15 protein-coding genes and 1 pseudogene are annotated in these 17,650 nt (G+C 70.5%); 8 read left to right on the top strand and 8 right to left on the bottom strand.

What is annotated here, in order from left to right; translation table 11 throughout:
* From ACLQ27_RS24745 to ACLQ27_RS24760, 4 genes are all read left to right on the top strand, one after another.
* Positions 1-282: arsenic resistance protein (locus tag ACLQ27_RS24745; RefSeq protein WP_425868871.1), on the top strand; the 282-nt coding region annotated here is incomplete at its 5' end.
* Entirely contained in the window at positions 279-686 is a 408-nt protein-coding gene (locus tag ACLQ27_RS24750; protein WP_425868873.1) for an arsenate reductase ArsC, read from the top strand. The genes ACLQ27_RS24745 and ACLQ27_RS24750, both read left to right, overlap by 4 nt.
* A 501-nt stretch (positions 687-1,187) precedes the next feature.
* Positions 1,188-2,582: an enolase C-terminal domain-like protein gene (locus ACLQ27_RS24755; protein ID WP_425868875.1), complete on the top strand. Its 1,395-nt coding sequence runs from the start codon at positions 1,188-1,190 to the stop codon at positions 2,580-2,582.
* Between the two features lie 8 nt (positions 2,583-2,590).
* Positions 2,591-3,313 carry a FadR/GntR family transcriptional regulator gene (locus ACLQ27_RS24760; protein ID WP_234583961.1) on the top strand — a complete coding sequence of 241 codons (723 nt, stop codon included), beginning with the start codon at positions 2,591-2,593 and terminating at the stop codon, positions 3,311-3,313.
* Between the two features lie 73 nt (positions 3,314-3,386).
* Here ACLQ27_RS24760 and ACLQ27_RS24765 read toward each other — a convergent pair whose 3' ends face one another.
* The 3 genes from ACLQ27_RS24765 to ACLQ27_RS24775 are packed head-to-tail and all read right to left on the bottom strand — an operon-like array spanning position 3,387 to position 6,302.
* Complete coding sequence (locus ACLQ27_RS24765; RefSeq protein WP_234583967.1) at positions 3,387-4,202, bottom strand: ATP-binding cassette domain-containing protein; 816 nt, start codon at positions 4,200-4,202, stop codon at positions 3,387-3,389.
* Positions 4,202-5,254: an ABC transporter substrate-binding protein gene (locus ACLQ27_RS24770; RefSeq protein ID WP_234583968.1), complete on the bottom strand. Its 1,053-nt coding sequence runs from the start codon at positions 5,252-5,254 to the stop codon at positions 4,202-4,204. The genes ACLQ27_RS24765 and ACLQ27_RS24770 overlap by 1 nt, the downstream gene beginning before the upstream one ends.
* Before the next feature lie 40 nt (positions 5,255-5,294).
* Positions 5,295-6,302, bottom strand: a complete 1,008-nt coding sequence (locus ACLQ27_RS24775) for an ABC transporter permease (protein WP_357489723.1) — start codon at positions 6,300-6,302, stop codon at positions 5,295-5,297.
* 723 nt (positions 6,303-7,025) lie between these two features.
* On the opposite strand from ACLQ27_RS24775, the gene ACLQ27_RS24780 reads away from it, so the two are divergent.
* Both ACLQ27_RS24780 and ACLQ27_RS24785 read left to right on the top strand, forming a co-directional pair.
* Positions 7,026-8,438 (top strand): endo-1,4-beta-xylanase, encoded by a 1,413-nt coding sequence (locus ACLQ27_RS24780; protein ID WP_425868878.1) that lies wholly within the window; start codon positions 7,026-7,028, stop codon positions 8,436-8,438.
* A gap of 239 nt (positions 8,439-8,677) precedes the next feature.
* Positions 8,678-10,006: a hypothetical protein gene (locus ACLQ27_RS24785; RefSeq protein WP_425868880.1), complete on the top strand. Its 1,329-nt coding sequence runs from the start codon at positions 8,678-8,680 to the stop codon at positions 10,004-10,006.
* 87 nt (positions 10,007-10,093) lie between these two features.
* Here ACLQ27_RS24785 and ACLQ27_RS24790 read toward each other — a convergent pair whose 3' ends face one another.
* The 5 genes from ACLQ27_RS24790 to ACLQ27_RS24810 all read right to left on the bottom strand — a co-directional run bounded on the left by ACLQ27_RS24790 (position 10,094) and on the right by ACLQ27_RS24810 (position 15,184).
* Positions 10,094-10,792, bottom strand: coding sequence for a GAF and ANTAR domain-containing protein (locus tag ACLQ27_RS24790; RefSeq protein ID WP_357489718.1), 699 nt, complete (start codon positions 10,790-10,792; stop codon positions 10,094-10,096).
* Between the two features lie 89 nt (positions 10,793-10,881).
* The gene (locus ACLQ27_RS24795; protein WP_425868882.1) at positions 10,882-12,036 is read right to left on the bottom strand and encodes a serine hydrolase domain-containing protein; all 1,155 of its coding nucleotides are present in this window, start codon (positions 12,034-12,036) and stop codon (positions 10,882-10,884) included.
* Positions 12,037-12,039: 3 nt separating this feature from the next.
* Positions 12,040-12,864 carry a carbohydrate ABC transporter permease gene (locus tag ACLQ27_RS24800; protein ID WP_234583974.1) on the bottom strand — a complete coding sequence of 275 codons (825 nt, stop codon included), beginning with the start codon at positions 12,862-12,864 and terminating at the stop codon, positions 12,040-12,042.
* A complete protein-coding gene (locus tag ACLQ27_RS24805) occupies positions 12,861-13,832 on the bottom strand; it encodes a carbohydrate ABC transporter permease (RefSeq protein WP_234583976.1) in 972 nt (323 codons plus the stop codon). Before ACLQ27_RS24805 ends, ACLQ27_RS24800 begins: the two co-directional genes overlap by 4 nt.
* Positions 13,829-15,184, bottom strand: a complete 1,356-nt coding sequence (locus ACLQ27_RS24810) for an ABC transporter substrate-binding protein (RefSeq protein ID WP_425868885.1) — start codon at positions 15,182-15,184, stop codon at positions 13,829-13,831. The genes ACLQ27_RS24805 and ACLQ27_RS24810 overlap by 4 nt, the downstream gene beginning before the upstream one ends.
* A 371-nt stretch (positions 15,185-15,555) precedes the next feature.
* Here ACLQ27_RS24810 and ACLQ27_RS24815 point away from each other — a divergent pair, with 371 nt between their 5' ends.
* Both ACLQ27_RS24815 and ACLQ27_RS24820 read left to right on the top strand, forming a co-directional pair.
* Positions 15,556-16,581, top strand: coding sequence for a LacI family DNA-binding transcriptional regulator (locus tag ACLQ27_RS24815; protein WP_234583979.1), 1,026 nt, complete (start codon positions 15,556-15,558; stop codon positions 16,579-16,581).
* A gap of 61 nt (positions 16,582-16,642) precedes the next feature.
* Positions 16,643-17,608, top strand: a pseudogene (locus ACLQ27_RS24820) (family 43 glycosylhydrolase); the annotation flags it as partial.
* Positions 17,609-17,650: the final 42 nt, after the last annotated feature.

Below are 17,650 nucleotides of genomic sequence, written 5' to 3' on the forward strand. Positions count from 1 at the left end.
GTATACTTCGCGCTGATGTGGGCCGGCTCGTACGCCCTCGGCCGGGCGCTCCGCCTCGGCTACCCGCGCACGACCACCCTCGCGTTCACCGCTGCCGGCAACAACTTCGAACTCGCCATCGCCGTCGCGATCGGCACCTTCGGCGTGGCCTCCGGTCAGGCGCTCGCCGTGGTCGTCGGACCGCTGATCGAGGTGCCCGTGCTGGTCGGCCTCGTCCACGTCTCGCTCTGGGCTCGCCGCCGCTTCTTCACCCCACCCCTTGACCGAGAGGCGTCCCGATGAGCGACAAACCGAGTGTCCTGTTCGTCTGCGTCCACAACGCCGGTCGCTCCCAGATGGCCGCCGGCTGGCTGCGCCACCTCGCCGGCGACGCCGTCGAGGTCCGCTCGGCCGGCTCCGCCCCGGCCGAGACGATCAACCCCGCCGCCGTCCAGGCCATGCGCGAGGTCGGCATCGACATCACCAACCAGACCCCCACCCTCCTGGAGTACGCCACTGCGGAGTCCTCCGACGTCATCGTGACGATGGGCTGCGGCGACGCCTGCCCGGTCTTTCCGGGCCGGCGCTACGAGCACTGGAAGCTCGACGACCCGGCCGGCAAGGGCGTCGACGCCGTCCGCCCGATCCGCGACGACATCCGGGTCCGGGTGGAGCGACTCGTCGCCGAGCTGACCGCCCCCGCCTGAGCACGGACGAGGCCGACACGCGGTACTGCGGGCCAGTGCCACGACGCGACCCACCGACGGCTTCCGGCGTCCACATAGATGTGATGTATCGCCTCAGCGGCACCGGTGCGGCCTCGGGCAGCAGACGTCGATCATCGCGGTGAACATCTAATCTTCATCGTGCCCCGCCGATGTTCGTGGCACCGCCCGGCTCCGGCCGGGGCGGTGCCGTGCGAACCGGTCCGCAGCGTGGCGGAGCAGGTCGACCGGCCTGCGGGAGGGTCGGCAAGCAGCGCCGGCGCAACCCGACACCCGTCGCAACCCCGACGCGTCCGTTCGTCCGACGGGCCGGGCGGACGCCCCGACGGGCGAGGAACAGACGCGGTCACCGGAGGCCGCCCACGAGCATAAAACATTAGATCTATATCGGCACAGGTCGATCGATGTCGTTGACGCACCCGATCGAGCCTCCGTATACTCCAAATGATCATCAGATCTTTAGCCTAGTCGGGCGAGGAGCGCATGCCGCAGATCACTGGCGTCACCGTCGAGGACGTCCGCTTCCCCACCTCGCTGACCGCTGACGGGTCCGACGCCATGAACAAGGACGGCGACTACTCGGCGGCCTACGTCATCCTGCACACCGACGGCGTCGACAGCGCCGGCGTGCCGCTGGCCGGTCACGGCCTCACCTTCACCATCGGTCGGGGCAACGACATCGTCGTCGCGGCGGCGGTGCACCAGGCCCACCGCCTGGTGGGCATGGACGTGACGACGATGGCCGCCGACATGGGGGCCGTCTACCGCCTGCTCACCTCCGACTCCCAGCTGCGCTGGCTCGGGCCGGAGAAGGGCGTCATCCACCTGTCGTTGGCGGCAGTGCTGAACGCGGCCTGGGATCTGGCCGCGCGACTCGCGGACAAGCCGCTGTGGCGGCTGCTCACCGACATGTCCCCCGAGCAACTCGTCGACGTCGCCGACCTGCGCTACCTGTCCGACGCGCTGACCCGGGACGAGGCGCTGGCCATCCTGCGCGCCAAGCAGGGCACGAAGGCCGACCGTCTGGCCGAGTTGGGGCGCACCGGCTACCCGGCCTACACCACCTCGGCGGGCTGGCTCGGCTACGGCGACGACAAGCTGCGCCGGCTGTGCCAGGAGGCAGTCGACTCCGGCTACGGGTACGTCAAGCTCAAGGTCGGCGCCGACCTCGAGGACGACATCCGGCGGTGCCGGATCGCCCGGGAGATCCTCGGCCCGCACCGCAACCTGATGATCGACGCCAACCAGGTGTGGGACGTCGACCAGGCCATCGAGTGGGTCAAGGCCCTCGCCCAGTTCTCCCCACTGTGGATCGAGGAGCCGACCAGCCCGGACGACATCCTCGGCCACGCGGCCGTCCGCCGTGCCGTCGCACCCGTCGGCGTCGCCACCGGCGAGCACTGCCACAACCGGGTGATGTTCAAGCAGCTGTTCCAGGCCGAGGCCATCGACTTCTGCCAGTTGGACACCGGTCGGCTGGCCAGCATCAACGAGATCGTCGCCGTGCTGCTGCTCGCCGCGAAGTTCGACGTCCCGGTGTGCCCGCACGCCGGCGGCGTCGGGCTCTGCGAGATGGTGCAACACGTGTCGGTGCTCGACTACGTCGCGATCTCGGGGGATCTCACCGGCCGGGTGACCGAGTTCGTCGACCACCTGCACGAGCACTTCACCGACCCGTGTGTCGTCCGGGACACCGGCTGGGGCAGCGGTTACGTTCTGCCCAGCACGCCCGGCTACTCCACCCGGATGCACCCCGAATCGATCGCGCGGTACCGGTTCCCCGACGGCCTCTACTGGGCCACGGCAGACCCGGCTACGGTGTCATCTCCGGAGCCGTACGTCATCGCGGGTGGGACGGCCACCCCCGCCGGCCGCTAGGAGGTGTCATGTCCCGCACCGACGAAGTGGTGAACGGCATCAAGCGGATGATCCTCGAAGGGACGTTCAAGCCCGGGGATCGGCTGCCCATCGAGAAGGATCTCGCCGAGTCCCTCGGCGTCTCGCGGGGATCGCTGCGCGAGGGCATGTCGGCGCTGTCGATCCTCGGCATCGTCAACATCCGTCAGGGCGACGGCACGTACGTCACCAACCTCGACGCGCCGCAGCTGCTCGCCCCGATGGGCTTCGTCGTCGACTTCCAGGGCCAGGGCGACGGGCGGCACATCCACACCGTCCGCCGCCTGCTGGAGTGCGAGGCCGCCCGGTTGGCGGCGACCAGGATCACCGACGAGGCCCTCGCCCAGGCCGGGGAACTGCTCGACGAGGCGGCCCGGATCGCCGGTCGGTCGCCGCAGGACCACGAGCGGATCATGGAAATCGACATCGCGTTCCACCGGATCATCGCCGCGCACGCCGACAATCCGGTGCTCATCGGCCTGATCGAGGCGTTCGCCGGGCGCACCCTCCGCGGGCGACTCTGGCGGAGCCTGCACGAGGAGGGCGCGGACCGGCGTACCCACGACGAGCACGTGGCGATCCTGAAGGCCCTGCGGGCGCGCGACCCGGAGCGGGCCCGCACCCGGATGGCCAACCACCTGATCGGTGTGGAGGAATCGCTACAGGGGTTGCCCGACGAGAGCGAGACGGGCGTCGACGCGCAGGCGCAGTGATCGCCCGCCCGCTCCGCGCGCCAAGGGAACCGATGCCGGTCCCCCGCGCCCGGTCACGGGCGGGCGACCGCCGTCACCGCTCGTCCCGCTCCGCGCCGGTGCTGCCGGTCATCGCCGCGACCAGGTCGTCGGTGGTGACCTCGTCGGCACGCAGTCGGGCCGCCCGTCGGCCCAGGCGCAGCACCTCCACCCGATCGGCGATCTCGAGCACCTGTGGCATGTTGTGGCTGACCAGCACCACGGACATGCCAGCGTCACGGGCCCGGCGGACGACGTCGAGCACCCGCCCGGTCTGCACGACGCCCAGCGCCGCGGTCGGCTCGTCGAGGATGACCACGTTCGTCGCCCAGATGATCGCCCGCGCCACCGCCACGCACTGCCGCTGCCCACCGGACAGCATCGCGATCGGCGTGGTGACCCGCGGAATCCGCACGCCCAGCTCGGCGAGGGCCGCGGCGGCACCCTGGCGCATGGCGCGCTTGTCGAGCAGCCCCAGCCGGCCCAGCGGCCCCGAGCGCAGGATCTCCCGCCCGAGGTAGAGGTTGGCGGCGACGCTGAGATCGTCGGCGACCGCGAGATCCTGGTAGACGGTCTCCACCCCCGCGCGCCGGGCGTCCACCGGCGTCGCGAAGTGGACGGGACGACCACCCACCCGGATCTCACCCTCGTCGGGAGGGTGCACACCGGACAGCGTCTTGATCAGCGTGCTCTTTCCGGCGCCGTTGTCGCCGATGAGGGCGACGACCTCGCCCTTGCCGACGGTGAAGTCCGCGCCGCGCAGCGCCTCGACGTGGCCGAACCGCTTGACGATGCCACGGGCTTCGAGGACCGGCGGTTCGCCGGCGGCCGGCTGGTCGGTCCCGACGGTGGTGGTTGGGGCGGCGTCCATCACTGCACCGGGGGGTTGGCGCAGCTGGGCTCGAGCACCGCCTTGATCTCCGCCGAGTCGATGTTCTTCTTGGTGACGAACGTGACGCCGGTGTCCGCGGACGCCAGCGGCGCCTTGTCCCGAAGGTGCTTGACCATCTTGTCGACGCCGAAGTAGCCCATCTTGAACGGGTTCTGCACGACCAGCGCCGAGATCTGGCCGTTGCGCAGTCCGGCGATCTCGTCGGGGGCGGCGTCCCACCCGATGATGACCACCTTGCCGGACTTGCCGGCCGCCTGGATGGCCTGCGCGGCCCCGAGGACGCTCGGCTCGTTGGCCGCGAAGATGCCGGCGAGGTTGGGGTTGGCGGTGAGGATGTTCTCGGTCACCCGCCGCGCCTCGTTGACGTCACTGCGGCTTGGCTGCTGCCCGACCAGCTTGAGGTTGGGGAACTGCGCGAGGCCGGCCTTGAAGCCGTCGACCCGCTCGGTGTTGGTCTGCGAGCCGGGTTGGAACTCCACGAGCGCCACGTCGTGGTTGCCGGGGCCCAGTTCGGTGGCGAGCAGCTTGGCCGCCTCGACGGCCGACGCCTTGTTGTCGGTGGCGAAGAGCGGCACGCCCGACGGCTGCGGGCTGGTCCCCGAGTCGATCATCGCGACCGGGATGTCGGCGCCGAGCGCCTGGTCGGTGGCCGGCGCCAACGCGCGGGAGTCGGTGGCCGCGTAGACGATGCCGTCGACCTTCTTGGTGACGAAGTTCTGGATCAGGTTGACCTGACCCTCGACGTCCGTCTCGGTGGTCACCCCGTCCCACTGGACCGTGACGTCACCGGCGCGCTGCGCGGCGCACTCGGCACCCGCCTTCACCGTGTTCCAGTAGTCGGCCCCGACAGCCTTCGGCACGACGGCGAGCTTCAGCGGCCCGGCCGCGTCCTTGGTCGCGCCGTCGCCTCCGTCGCGGACCTCGACTCCGCCGCAGGCGCTGAGCAGAGCGGTCGCCGCGGCGACGGCGACGATGACCTGTGCGCGCAGAAGACGCCCTCGTGGCCGTCGGCTGGTGGTGGTGTGTGACATGGTGTGCGTCCTTCCTCTGTCGAACTCCGGGAACGGCATGTCAGCCCCGTGACTCCAGCCGCCGACGGCGGTACTGGTCGAAGTAGACGGCGGCCCAGATGATCAGGCCGACGATCACCTGCTGGTAGTGGATGCTGATGTCGAGCAGGACGGCGCCGTTGCGGACCAGGGCGATGAGGAAGGCGCCGATGATGGTCCCGACGATCCGGCCCTGCCCCCCGAACAGGCTGGCGCCGCCGATGACCGCGGCCGCGATGACGTCGAGTTCCAACGAGATGCCGTAGTTCGGCTGGCCGGAGTTGACCCTCGAGGCGGCGATCATGCCGCCCAGACCGACCAGCACACCCGCCAGGACGTACACGTAGGTCAGGTGGCGGCCCACCCCGATGCCCGAGCGACGGGCGGCCTCCAGGTTGGACCCCATGGCGTAGGTGTACTGCCCGAAGCGGGTCTGCGAGAGCAGGAACGCGACCCCGACGGCGACCACCGCGGTGATCACCACGGCGAACGGGATACCGATGATCTCGCCGTTGCCGAGCAGCTGGAACGACCGGGGCAGACCGTAGACGCCGACCGCGCCGGTCATGATGAACACCAGGCCACGGCCGACCGACATCGTCCCCAGCGTCGCGATGAACGGGGGTATCCGGGCGACGGTCACCAGCAGGCCGTTGAGCAGCCCGGCCAGGGCACCGACACCGATCGCGACAGCCGTCGCCGCCAGGAGCCCGAAACCCAGGTCACGGACGACCATCGCTCCCGCCACGCCGGCGAGCGCGGCGACCGAGCCGACCGACAGGTCGATGCCCCGGGTGATGATGACCATCGTCTGCGCGGTGGCGATGATGGCGATCACCGCGGTCTGCGCGCCGATGTTGAACAGGTTGTCGGCCGTCAGGAAGTAGGGACTGGCGAAGCTCAACGCGATGAACAGGACGACGAGCGCGGTGGCCGCCGTGAACTCACTGAGCGCGTGGGAGATGCGCTCCCGCAACCAGTCGTTGAGCGCGCCGCCCTGGGGCTCCGCGGTCGCCTCGGCCGCACTCATCGCCGACCCCGGCTCTCGTCCACTGTGCCACCGGCTCGACTTACGTCCCCGCCGGTGATCGACGCATTCCTTTCCAACCGGACCTCCCCAGGACGTCACACACGGGCCACTCCCCGCAGCGCCTGCGCGATAGATCGGATGTTTCCTGCGATCAGGCGTTACCTTGCCATGGTCACGCTCATGTTGCCAAGGTCTTACCGCCATGTTGTGGCATCGTTATGGACGTTTCGCGCACCATACGTCGGACCAAAAAAGCGTTGCCTGCGAAGGGCTGCGGCACAGGTCCTGCCGACCACCGTCGCATCAGGCCACTGTTAGCGATAACGCCTGACCGCCGCCGGGTGAGCGTCATCGCCGCAGAGTCGCGCTGCCCGACCACCGCTCACCTTGAGCATGTTATCGATAACATGCTATGTTCCGCCAAGGAGTCGAGGGCACGTCCCTCCCACTCGGAGTTGCCGACACCTCGAAGGGCATCGGGTCCCGCGACCCGGTCGACGGTCGGTGACCTGTCCGAGCCACACCTGTTCGGCGTACGCCGTGTTCCCGCGACCGCACGCGGTCGCTCCGTCATGACGTCCGCCCGCAGGCATCGCCGTCGGCGACCTGTCGCACCGTCCCGGGCTCGCCCACATCCGCCCCGCGCGTTTCCCACGGGCGGCCCACCACCGGTCCGGCAGCGACCCCTCGACTCCGGCCGCCACCACCTCGAAAGGCAGGACCATGGACAAGATCCCCGACGAACGCGCACCGCGACCCCGGTTCCGGGGCCGTCGGGTGCTGATGCCACTCGCGGCCACCCTCGCGGCGGTCGCCGCGACGGTGGCGGTGACCTCGGCCGCCAACGCCGGCACCACTCTGGGCGCTTCGGCGGCCGAGAAGGGCCGTTACTACGGCGCGGCGGTGCCCGCCTTCAAGCTGTCCGACAGCCAGTTCGCCACCATCGTGAACCGGGAGTTCAACCAGCTCACTCCCGAGAACGAGATGAAGTGGGACGCCACCGAGCCGCAGCAGGGCCGGTTCAGCTACAGCGGCGGGGACCAGATCGTCGCCCACGCCCAGGCGCACGGCATGATCGTCCGCGGCCACACGCTGCTGTGGTACCAGCAGCAGCCGGGTTGGGCGCAGAGCCTGTCCGGCACCGCGCTGCGTAACGCCGCGATCAACCACGTCACCCAGGTCGCCACCCACTTCCGGGGCAAGATCTACGCCTGGGACGTGGTGAACGAGGCGTTCGCCGACGGCGGCAGCGGCGGGCGACGGGACTCGAACCTGCAACGCACCGGCAACGACTGGATCGAGGCGGCGTTCCGCGCCGCCCGCGCCGCGGACCCGGGCGCGAAGCTCTGCTACAACGACTACAACACCGACGGCATCAACGCGAAGTCGACAGGCATCTACAACATGGTGCGCGACTTCAAGTCCCGCGGCGTACCGATCGACTGCGTCGGCTTCCAGTCCCACCTCGGCACCACGTTGGCCAGTGACTACCAGGCCAACCTCCAGCGCTTCGCCGACCTCGGCGTCGACGTGCAGATCACCGAGCTGGACATCACCCAGGGTTCCAACCAGGCCAACGCCTACGCCCAGGTGACGCGGGCATGCCTGGCCATTTCCCGCTGCACGGGCATCACCGTCTGGGGTGTCCGGGACAGCGACTCGTGGCGCGGCAACGACAACCCACTGCTGTTCGACCGCTCGGGCAACAAGAAGGCGGCGTACACGTCCGTCCTCAACGCCCTGAACTCCGGAACGCCCATTCCGACCACTCCGCCGCCGACGACCCCGCCGCCCACCACGCCGCCGCCCACGACCCCGCCGCCCACCACTCCGCCGCCGACCGGTGACGGATGCTCGGCCTCGGTGTCGCTGAACTCCTGGAACGGCGGCTTCGTCGCCACCGTCAAGGTCACCGCCGGTTCGTCGGCGCTGCGGGGTTGGACGGTCCGGGTCACGCTGCCCTCGGGCACCGCCGTCACCAACACCTGGAGCGCGCAGGCCAGCGGCTCGTCGGGCACTGTGGACTTCCGCAACGTCGACTACAACGGCCAGGTCGGCGCGGGAGCCAGCACCGAGTTCGGCTTCCAGGGCACTGGCGCCAGCCCGTCCGGCACCCCCACCTGCACCGCGAGCTGATCCGTCCTCGCTCAGCTCACCACCCCGGCACCCCCGGGGCGTCGCGGACCTGCCGCGCGCCCCGGGGGTGCCGTCCGTTCCGGCCGTCGATCATGTCGACGTCGTCGTCCACCTGAGTATTGACACTTGTCCAGGGCGGCACCATGCTCTGCTAAATCAGTTTAGCGGCGACCCGCTCCGGTCCTTCCTCTCGTCGGTACGGCGCCTGCGGGCGGGTGCGCCGTCGGGAAGGGAGTCACATGAGACTGCGCAGAGGGCTGATACCACTGCTCGCCACCCTCGTTCTGACCGCCGCCGCAGGCACGGCGTACGGAAGCCCGGGCGGCGGTCCGGGTGGCGGGGACGCCATCCGCAGCATCACCCCGATCACGACCGTCCAGACGTACGGCCAGAAGGTCTCCGCGGTGGCGATCGAGTACAGCGCGACGGTCAACCCCCGCACCCTCGACAACTCCACCTTCACGGTCGCCGACACGATCTACAACTTCCGCTTCAATCCGATCGAGGACCTGCCGAAGCTCGCCGACCGGACCGTCACGCACACCTACACCAACGGCGTGCCGTCCACCCGGGGCGACCATCGGTCGGCCCCCGGCAGGTACGTCATCGTCGAGCTGGACCCGGACGACCCGGGCGGGTGGACGGTCATCGTCTCCAAGTGCCCGACGTTCCTGTGCACCGTGAAGGTCAACCCCGACCTGCCGACCCGTGTGGTCCAGCGCCGTGACGTGCACGGCCAGCCCGGTCGCGGGGCCGGCAAGGGGCCGGTGCTCGCCCGGGCGACGCCGCGCGAGTCCCGTCCGGTCACCGAGAAGCCGGTCAACCAACTGGTCGACGAGTTCACCTACGGCTCCTTCCTCAGCGGCGGAATGGTGCTGCCGTACCACTACCACCTGCCGAGGAACTACCAGCCCGGCCGCCGGTACCCGCTGATGGTCGTGCTGCCCGGTCACGGCATGGGCTGGGACGGCGACAACCTCGGCGTCCAACTCGCCGCCGACATCCCGGCGACCGCGTGGCTGCAACCCAGCCGGACGGGCAGCACCGAGGACGTGATCGTCCTGGCGCCGCAGCACCAGCGGGTGGGTGGGGCCGCCGAGGCCGACCTGCTGGTCAAGCTGCTCGACACGTTCGTCCGCGACTTCGCCGTGGACACCCGCCGGGTGTACGCGACAACTGTGTCGTACGGCTCCCAACTGCTGTGGGAGGCGTTCGCCAAGCGGCCGGACCTGTTCGCCGGCGGGCTGGTGACCGGCGGGTTCCCGGTCAACGCCACGCAGGCGACCGCCATCGCCGCGGCCGAGGTGCCGCTCTGGATCACCCACGGCGAGCACGACCACCTGCTCAACGTCACCGGCGCGCGGAACTCCTCGGCGCTGCTGCGACAGGCGTACGTGGCCCGGGGCAAGAGCCCGGAGCAGGCGGAAGCGCTGGTGCACTACACCGAGTACGCCGACGCGGCGTTCTCGTTGCCGGACTACCACGCGGCGTTCGGTCCGACCTACTCCGACAGCGGCATCCTGCGCTGGCTGCTCGGCCAGAGCAAGCCGGCCACGGCGGGCGACTGATCGCCGCGGCGCACGGAGTGCGTGCTCCCCGGCGACCCGCCGCCGGGGAGCACGCGGTGTCGCCATCCTGCTCGGCTGAACCGGGGCTCACACCCGAGCCCGCTGGGCCACCCTGGCGACCAGCGCCTCCGCGACGTCACGCACCTTGCGGTTGGTGTCCTGGGAGATCTTCGACAGCAACGCGAACGCCTCGTCCGGCGTGCACCGCCGCTCCCCCATGATGATCCCCTTGGCCTGCTCGATCACCGCGCGACTGCGCATCGCCTCCCGCAACTGCTCCGCGAGGGTGGCGGCGCTGTCGTACAGGTGGGCGTTGGCCAGCGCCACCGCCGCGTACGCGGCGAAGTGTTCCGCGACCGCGACCGCCGGTGGATCGAAGGCGTGCGCCGTGCCGCCGTAGACGTTGAGCGCCCCCACCACCGACTCCTGGATCGGCAGCCCGATCGACAACGAGCTGCCCACGCCGACGTCACGCGCCCGCTGCGCCCACTGCGGCCAGCGCTGTTCGATGGCCATGTCCGGCAGGGAGATGGTGCCGCCGCTGGCCGAGGCGTCCAGGCACGGGCCCCGATTCTGCTCGTACTGCCGCTCGTCCAGCTCGCGGGCCAGATCGCCGGTGGACGCGGCGGTCCAACCCCGGCGACCCCGGACCAGGGTGACCGAGACCTCCGTGGCGCCGGGGACACTCCGGTTGGCCAGCGTGGCCACCCGGAGCAGCATGTCGTCGAGGCTGATCTCGTCGAGTCTGATCCGGCTCAACTCGGCAAGCGCCTGCGCGGGGTCCACCGTCGGATAGTGGCAGCATCTCGCTGGTTGGCTGCCGTCGACGTCCTGCCTACCCCCTGCGGCGCCCACTCACACCGGGGCCTGCCGGCTCAGCCGTCGAGGCAGGAGCGGACGGCAGCGGTGAGCCGGTTGGCGCGCTCGTCGCCTGCGCCGTACATCTGGTTGACCACGTAACCGAAGCCCACCTCGTGGCGCGCGTCGGCGAAGCCGAGGTTTCCGCCGGCGCCGTCGTGGCCGAAGCTGCGCTCCCCCAGCAGCGGCCGCGCCGGCGGTGAGTGCAGCAGGAAGCCGCTGCCCCAGCGCTGGCCGGTGTCGGGCGGGCCGTGTCGCTGCTGACCCCGGGAGCGGACGACCACGACGTCGTCCACCGACGCCCCGGTGAGCAGGGGGCCATCCCCGAGGTCGGACACGCAGGCGGCGTAGACCCGCGCCAGACCGTCCGCGGTGCTCACCGCGCCCGCGCCCGGGACCCCGGCGGCCTGGATGGCGGGGTCGTTGAAGCTGACCAGACCGTCGGCGTCGGCGGGGAAGGCGAACGCGCCACCCATGGTGATGCCCCGCTCGGCGACCGGGTCGACGAAGGGATCGGCGTCCGGCGGTGGCGCCAGATTCCAGGCGACGGTGTCGCGCTCGCTGGCGGGGAGCCCGAGCCAGGTCCGCAGTCCCAGCGGCCGGGCGAGGGTGTCGTGGAAGTACGCGCCGGGCAACTGGCCGGTGACCCGGTGGATGACCTCGCCGATGAGCCAGCCGTAGGTCATCGAGTGGTAGCTGTGCGCGGTGCCCGGCTGCCACAGCGGCGTCTGCGCCTCGATCGCCGCGATGACCGGATCCCAGGCGAGCACCTCGTCGAGGGTCAGCTGTCGGTCCAGCGCCGGCAGGCCGGCCTGGTGCGTGAGCAGCGAGCGTACGGGGATGTCCGCCTTGCCGTGCTGGCCGAACTCGGGCCAGTAGCGCGTCACGGGCGCGTCGAGGTCCAGCCGCCCCTGCTGCACCAGCAGGTACGCGCAGATCGCCAGGAGCCCCTTGGTACAGGAGAAGACGACGGCCGGCGTGTGCGCCGTCCAGGGCGCTCCGGTGCGGGCGTCGGCCAGCCCGCCGTACAGGTCGACGACCTTGCGGCCCCGCACATAGAGGGTGACCGCGGCGCCGACCTCGCCCCGGGAGGTGAAGTTGTCGCGGAACGTGTCGGCGACGCGCCCGTAGCGGTCGTCGACGTCGCCGTGGATCTGCGGCTGCGTGGCCACTGCCTATCCCTTCAGTGAGCCCTGGATCAGGGCCTTGATGAACTGTCGCTGGAAGATCAGGAACACGATGAGGGTAGGGGTGAGGATCAGCAGCGAACCAGCGCACAGCAGCACCAGGTCGGTGCCCCACTGGCCCTGGAACGCGCCGAGCGCCCCGGCCATCGTGCGTTTGGTGGCGTCGTCGACGAGGACGATCGCGAGCAGGAACTGGTTCCACGTCCACAGGAACATCAGGATCGTCAGCGACGCGATGGCCGGGCGGGCCAGCGGCACCTGGACCCGCCAGAACAGCTGCCAGGTGCTGCTGCCGTCCACCCGGGCGGCCTCGGACAGCTCGACCGGCACGTTGGTGAAGTGGGCGCGCATCCAGAACACCGCGAACGGCATGTAGAGGCCGATCAGCGGCAGGATGATGGCCCACCGGGTGTTGAGCAGCCCGAAGTCCTGCATCTGGTAGTAGAGCGGGGTGACCACGGCCTCGAACGGCAGGGTGAGGCCGAGCAGCAGCAGGCCGAAGACGAGCCGGCCGCCGGGCACCCGCAGCTGACCGAGCCCGAAGCCGGCCATGGTGGCGATGAGCACCGACACCGGTACGACGCCGGCCACGATGAGCAGGCTGGAGCGCAGCAGCGCGCCCATGTTGGCGGCGGTGAACGCGTCGGCGAAGTTGCCCCACTGCGGGTCGGACGGCCAGGCCAGCCCGTCGGGCACGGTGCCGCGCGGTTGCAGGGCGGCCGAGAGCATGCTCACGAACGGCAGCAGGGTGACGAGGATCAGGGCGATCAGGAAGACCCGCCCGGTCACCTGCTCACGTCGGCTCAGGTTCACGGTTTCTCCCCCCGGGTCAGTCGCTGGATCGGCAGCACGAACGCCAGCACGAGCAGCATGAGCACGACGGCGAGCGCCGAGGCCAGTCCGACCTGACGCTGCGAGAAGGCGAGGCGGTAGATCTCCAGACCGGGAACTGTGGTCTGCAGACCGGGGCCTCCGCTGGTGGAGATGTAGACGATGTCGAAGCTCGCCAGAGCGGCGATGATCGTGACGGTGAGGCAGACCCCGATCTCCTGGCGCAGGCTGGGCAGGGTGACCGCGAGGAACTCGCGGACCGGCCCCGCGCCGTCCAGCCGGGCGGCCTCGTAGAGCGCCGGATCGATCTTGCTCATGCCGGTGACCAGCAGGATCGTGCAGAGACCGAGCAGTACCCAGGCGCCGATCACCCCGACGGCGGGCAGCGCCGTGTCGAAGTCGCCGAGCCAGGCGCGGGCGAGGCCACCCAGTCCGAGTGCGCGCAACACCTGGTTGACCAGCCCGTTGGTCGACAGCAGCCAACTCCACGCGATGCCGGCCGCGACGAGTGGGATGACCTGCGGCAGGAACAGGATCGTCCGGACGACGGTCCCGAACGCGCCGGTGGTGATCCGGCGGACCATGCTCGCCACCAGCAGCCCGAGCGCGACCGGGATGAGGCTGAAGAAGACGATCAGGATGATCGCGTTGGAGATGATCTTCAGAAGGTCGCTGTCGGTGAACACGGTGACGTAGTTGTCCAGGCCCGCCCAGCGGGCGACGCCGATTCCGTTCCAGTCGTAGAACGAGTACTGGACGGTCAGGGCGAGAGGGCGCAGGACGAAGACCGCGTACATGAGCAGGGCGGGCAGGACGTACAACCAGCCGGTTCCGGCCGCGCGGGCCCACCGGCGTCGGTGGGCCCGCGTGGACGTGGAACGGGCGGGACGGCCCGTGGACGACACCTGGTCGTCCCGCCCGGTTGGTGCGCTGCCGAGGGCAGACGTCATCGGGACAGTTCCTTCGCGTACTCGGCCTGGACCGCCTTCACGTATCCCTCGGGCGTCTGCTGGCCGGCGACCAGCTTCTGCATTTCCGGCGTGATGGCGGCGGCGAAGATGCCACCGGTCGCGTTGGCGGTGAAGTCCACCGCGCCGTTCTCGGCCCCGAGCTGCTGCGCCGCCTTGAGGGTCTCGGCCAGCACCGTGTTCGGGGCCGCGGCCGGCACCGGGAGGTCGCTCGGACCACCCGGGCTGGAACCGCCGACCGTCACGGCGATCTCCCGCGCCTTGGCGTTGGTGTGGACCCAGTTCAGGAAGTACGCGGCGGTGTCCGGATTCTTGGCCTTCGCCGAGACGCCGAAGGTGTTGGGGGCGGACATCGCGACGTGCTTGCCACCGGCGGTCTCGGCGGGGAACAGGAAGAAGCCCACATTGCCGGGCATCGCCTTGTCGAGGTTGGCCGACTCCCAGTCGCCGTTGAACATGAACAGGCCGTTGCCCTTCTGGAACTGCCCCACCATGCCCGCGTAGTCCAGGGCGTTGGCGTCCTTCGGGAAGTAGCCGGCCTGGGCCCACTTCTGGATGGTCTGAGTGGCCTTCAACGCGGCCGGGGTGTCGAAGGTGGCCCCCGGCTTCTGGAAGATCCAGTCGGCGACCTGGGCCGGGTCGCCGAACTGGTTCTGCAGCGCCTGGTGCGGGAAGTTGATGCCCGCGGTGTTCTTGTTGAACTGCATGATCGGCTGGACCCCGCCGGCCTTCGCCTTCGCCAGCAGCTGTTCAAACTCGGCGACGGTGGCCGGCGGCTGGGTCATGCCGACCTGGCTGGCCAGCTTCTTGTTGTAGAAGACACCGGTGACGCTGTAGCCGAGCCCCATGCCGTAGAGCGAGCCGGTGCCCCGGGTGTCGTCGCCGACGCGCAGCTGCATGAGCTGCGAGGCCGGGAACTTGTCCCAGCCGTACGCGCTGACGTACGGGTCGAGGTTCTTGAGCAGGTCGTCCTTCACCAGGTCGACCATCGTGGGGAGCCGGATGATGTCCGGCGCGTTGTCCGAGGCCATGACGCGGGGCGCGTTCTCCACGATCACCGTGAACTGGTCCTCACGGATGGCGAACGTGACGTTCGGGTGCTGCTTGGTGAACTCGTCGGCGAGCGCCTTGGCCAGCGGGAAGCCGGTCTCCGCGTACATCTCCAGCTTGACCGGCGCGGTGCCCAGGTCGGTCTTGACGGCGGCGTCGGGCCCGGCGGTCGACGACCGGTCGGCTCCCGGAGCGCTGCACGCCGTCGCGGCGAGCCCGATCACCAGCAGCGGCGCGAGGACGAGCGCTCTGCGTCGTGGGATTTTCGTCAGCAAATCTGCCATTTCATGACTCCTAGATTCCTCCGCGCGTCCCGCGACCCAGGGCCGCGCGACGGCTCCACCGGACCACCGTGATCGGGTGAACCGCTACGACAGGTACGTCGTGGCGGGTCGCCCGGCCCCGGCAGACGTTCGGCCACAGTTGACCCTCGGCGCGGCGGCCGACGTCGTCTCCAGACGCGCCAAAAGTGGTCGCTAAACTGATTTAGCAGAGCATGCGCGTGACACGGGAGGCTGTCAAGGACAACCTGGCAACGGTCCGGAAACATCGACGTCACACCACGCCCGACCCGACCGGGGCCAGCCTCCGCGCGCCGACGCATCATGATGGGCAGGAGCGGGGCCCGTGGCACCGCGCCTGATTCGGAGGACTGATGGGCCGCAACAGAGCAACCCTGGCCGACGTCGCGCGGCGAGCCGGGCTGTCCAAGACCGCCGCGTCGATGGTGCTCAACGGCCGGGAGGGCACGCGGCTCTCGGCCGAGGCACACCAGCGCGTGTTCGCCGCCGCCGAGGAGCTGGGCTACCGGCCCAACCTCGCGGCGCGCAGCCTGCGTACCCGCAAGACCGCGACCATCGCGTTCGTCTCCGACATCGTCGCCACCACCCGCTTCGCCGGCGGCCTCATCCGCGGCGCGCTCGACGCGGCCCGCGAGCGTGACCACGTGCTGCTGATCACCGAGACGCAGGGTGACGCCACGTTCGAGCAGTACGCCATCGAGGCGATGCTCGACCGACAGGTCGACGGAGTGATCTACGCCGCCATGGCCACCCGGCGGCTGACGGTGCCCCCGGCCATCCTCGGCGGCCCGGTGGTGCTGCTCAACGCCACCAGCGCAGACGGCCTGCCCTGCGTCCTTCCCGACGACGACCGGGCCGGCCGCTCCGTCGCCACCGCCCTGTTGGAGCACGGCCACCGCGACGCCATCGCGCTGATCGGCCGCAACCGGCTCAAGGAGGACGACCCGGAGGTCTCTCTCGCCGCCCGGGCCCGCCTGCGGGGCATCCAGCAGGCGCTGGGCGACGCGGGCGTGAGCCTCCTCGCGGAGTGCTTCTGCACCGAGTGGTTGCCCGAGCACGGCTACGCCGCCATGCGCGGGCTCCTGAGCAGGCCGTCGCGACCCAGCGCGGTCATCTGCATGAACGACCGGCTGGCCTTCGGCGCGTACCAGGCGCTCGGCGAGGCGGGCCTGAGCGTTCCGGACGACATCTCGGTGATCTCGTTCGACGACGACCCGATCGCCGCCTGGCTGCGTCCCAGCCTGGCCACCACGGCGCTGCCCCACGAGCAGATGGGGCGGCGCGCGGTCGAGTTGCTCCTCGACGGCGGCGCCGCCGAGCCGTCACTCGTCGCGATGCCGCTGCGCCGACGCCGGTCCCTCGCGCCCCCCGCCGGCTGAGCCGGGCCGCCGAAGAGCGGGGCGAGGGCGACGCCCTCGTCAGCTAAACCGGTTTAGTGCTAGTTTTCCGGCCATGCTTCGTCTAGCCGACCACTGGGTGTGGGACAGCTGGTACGCGCGGGACGACAACGGCCTCTGGCACGTGTTCTTCCTGCGCGCGTCCCGCGCCCTGCACGACCCGCACCGCCGCCACCGCCGTGCCTCGATCGGCCACGCCGTCTCGACGGACCTGCGCACGTGGCGTCTGGTCGCCGACGCCCTGGTCCCCGCCGACGCGCCGGCCTGGGACGACCTCGCGACCTGGACCGGGTGCACGGTCCGCGGCCCGGACGGGCGGTGGTACCTGTACTACACCGGGGTCTCCCGAGCCGAGGACGGTCTCGTCCAACGGATCGGTCTGGCCGTCTCCGACGACCTGATCACCTGGCACCGGCACGGGTCCGGGCCCGTCGTGCAGGCCGACCCGACGTGGTACGAGCTGCTCGACACCGACCTGTGGTACGAGCAGGCATGGCGCGACCCCTGGGTGTTTCCCGACCCGGACGGCGACGGCTGGCACATGCTCATCACGGCGCGCGCCAACACGGGAGCGACGGGCACGCGCGGCGTCGTCGGCCACGCCACCTCCCCCGACCTGCTCACCTGGACCGTCCGACCGCCGCTGTCGACCCCGGCGGGGTTCGGTCACCTGGAGGTGCCCCAGGTCGGGGTCGTCGACGGGCAGCCTCTGCTGCTGTTCTCCACCGACGCGACAGCCGGCGCCCGGAGCGACGACCACCGGATCTGGGTGGCGACCGGGCAGGGCGTCCGCGGCCCGTGGGACATCGCGGCCGCCCGGCCGGTCACCCACCCGCACCTGTACGCGCCCCGACTGGTCCCCGGACCGGCCGACGACTGGTCGCTCATCGGCTTCCTCGACCACGTCGACGGGTCGTTCGTCGGTGAACTCACCGACCCCGTTCCGGTGCGCTACGACGCGTCGACCGGGCTGACGATCCAGCCGGCGAGGACGGCGGCCGCGACCTGAACCTGACCCGGTCGCCGGCTGACGAGCCGGCGACCGAGGGCA

The organism is Micromonospora sp. DT63 (assembly GCF_049841615.1).
Classification (GTDB): Bacteria; Actinomycetota; Actinomycetes; order Mycobacteriales; family Micromonosporaceae; genus Micromonospora.

What these genes read in the sequence shown, in the direction of transcription:
- ACLQ27_RS24780 (WP_425868878.1), top strand. Translation starts at nt 7,026, where the DNA reads ATGGACAAGATCCCCGACGAACGCGCACCGCGACCCCGGTTCCGGGGC.
- ACLQ27_RS24770 (WP_234583968.1), bottom strand. Translation starts at nt 5,254, where the DNA reads ATGTCACACACCACCACCAGCCGACGGCCACGAGGGCGTCTTCTGCGC.
- ACLQ27_RS24750 (WP_425868873.1), top strand. Translation starts at nt 279, where the DNA reads ATGAGCGACAAACCGAGTGTCCTGTTCGTCTGCGTCCACAACGCCGGT.
- ACLQ27_RS24805 (WP_234583976.1), bottom strand. Translation starts at nt 13,832, where the DNA reads ATGACGTCTGCCCTCGGCAGCGCACCAACCGGGCGGGACGACCAGGTG.
- ACLQ27_RS24765 (WP_234583967.1), bottom strand. Translation starts at nt 4,202, where the DNA reads ATGGACGCCGCCCCAACCACCACCGTCGGGACCGACCAGCCGGCCGCC.
- ACLQ27_RS24760 (WP_234583961.1), top strand. Translation starts at nt 2,591, where the DNA reads ATGTCCCGCACCGACGAAGTGGTGAACGGCATCAAGCGGATGATCCTC.
- ACLQ27_RS24785 (WP_425868880.1), top strand. Translation starts at nt 8,678, where the DNA reads ATGAGACTGCGCAGAGGGCTGATACCACTGCTCGCCACCCTCGTTCTG.
- ACLQ27_RS24810 (WP_425868885.1), bottom strand. Translation starts at nt 15,184, where the DNA reads ATGGCAGATTTGCTGACGAAAATCCCACGACGCAGAGCGCTCGTCCTC.
- ACLQ27_RS24755 (WP_425868875.1), top strand. Translation starts at nt 1,188, where the DNA reads ATGCCGCAGATCACTGGCGTCACCGTCGAGGACGTCCGCTTCCCCACC.
- ACLQ27_RS24775 (WP_357489723.1), bottom strand. Translation starts at nt 6,302, where the DNA reads ATGAGTGCGGCCGAGGCGACCGCGGAGCCCCAGGGCGGCGCGCTCAAC.
- ACLQ27_RS24815 (WP_234583979.1), top strand. Translation starts at nt 15,556, where the DNA reads ATGGGCCGCAACAGAGCAACCCTGGCCGACGTCGCGCGGCGAGCCGGG.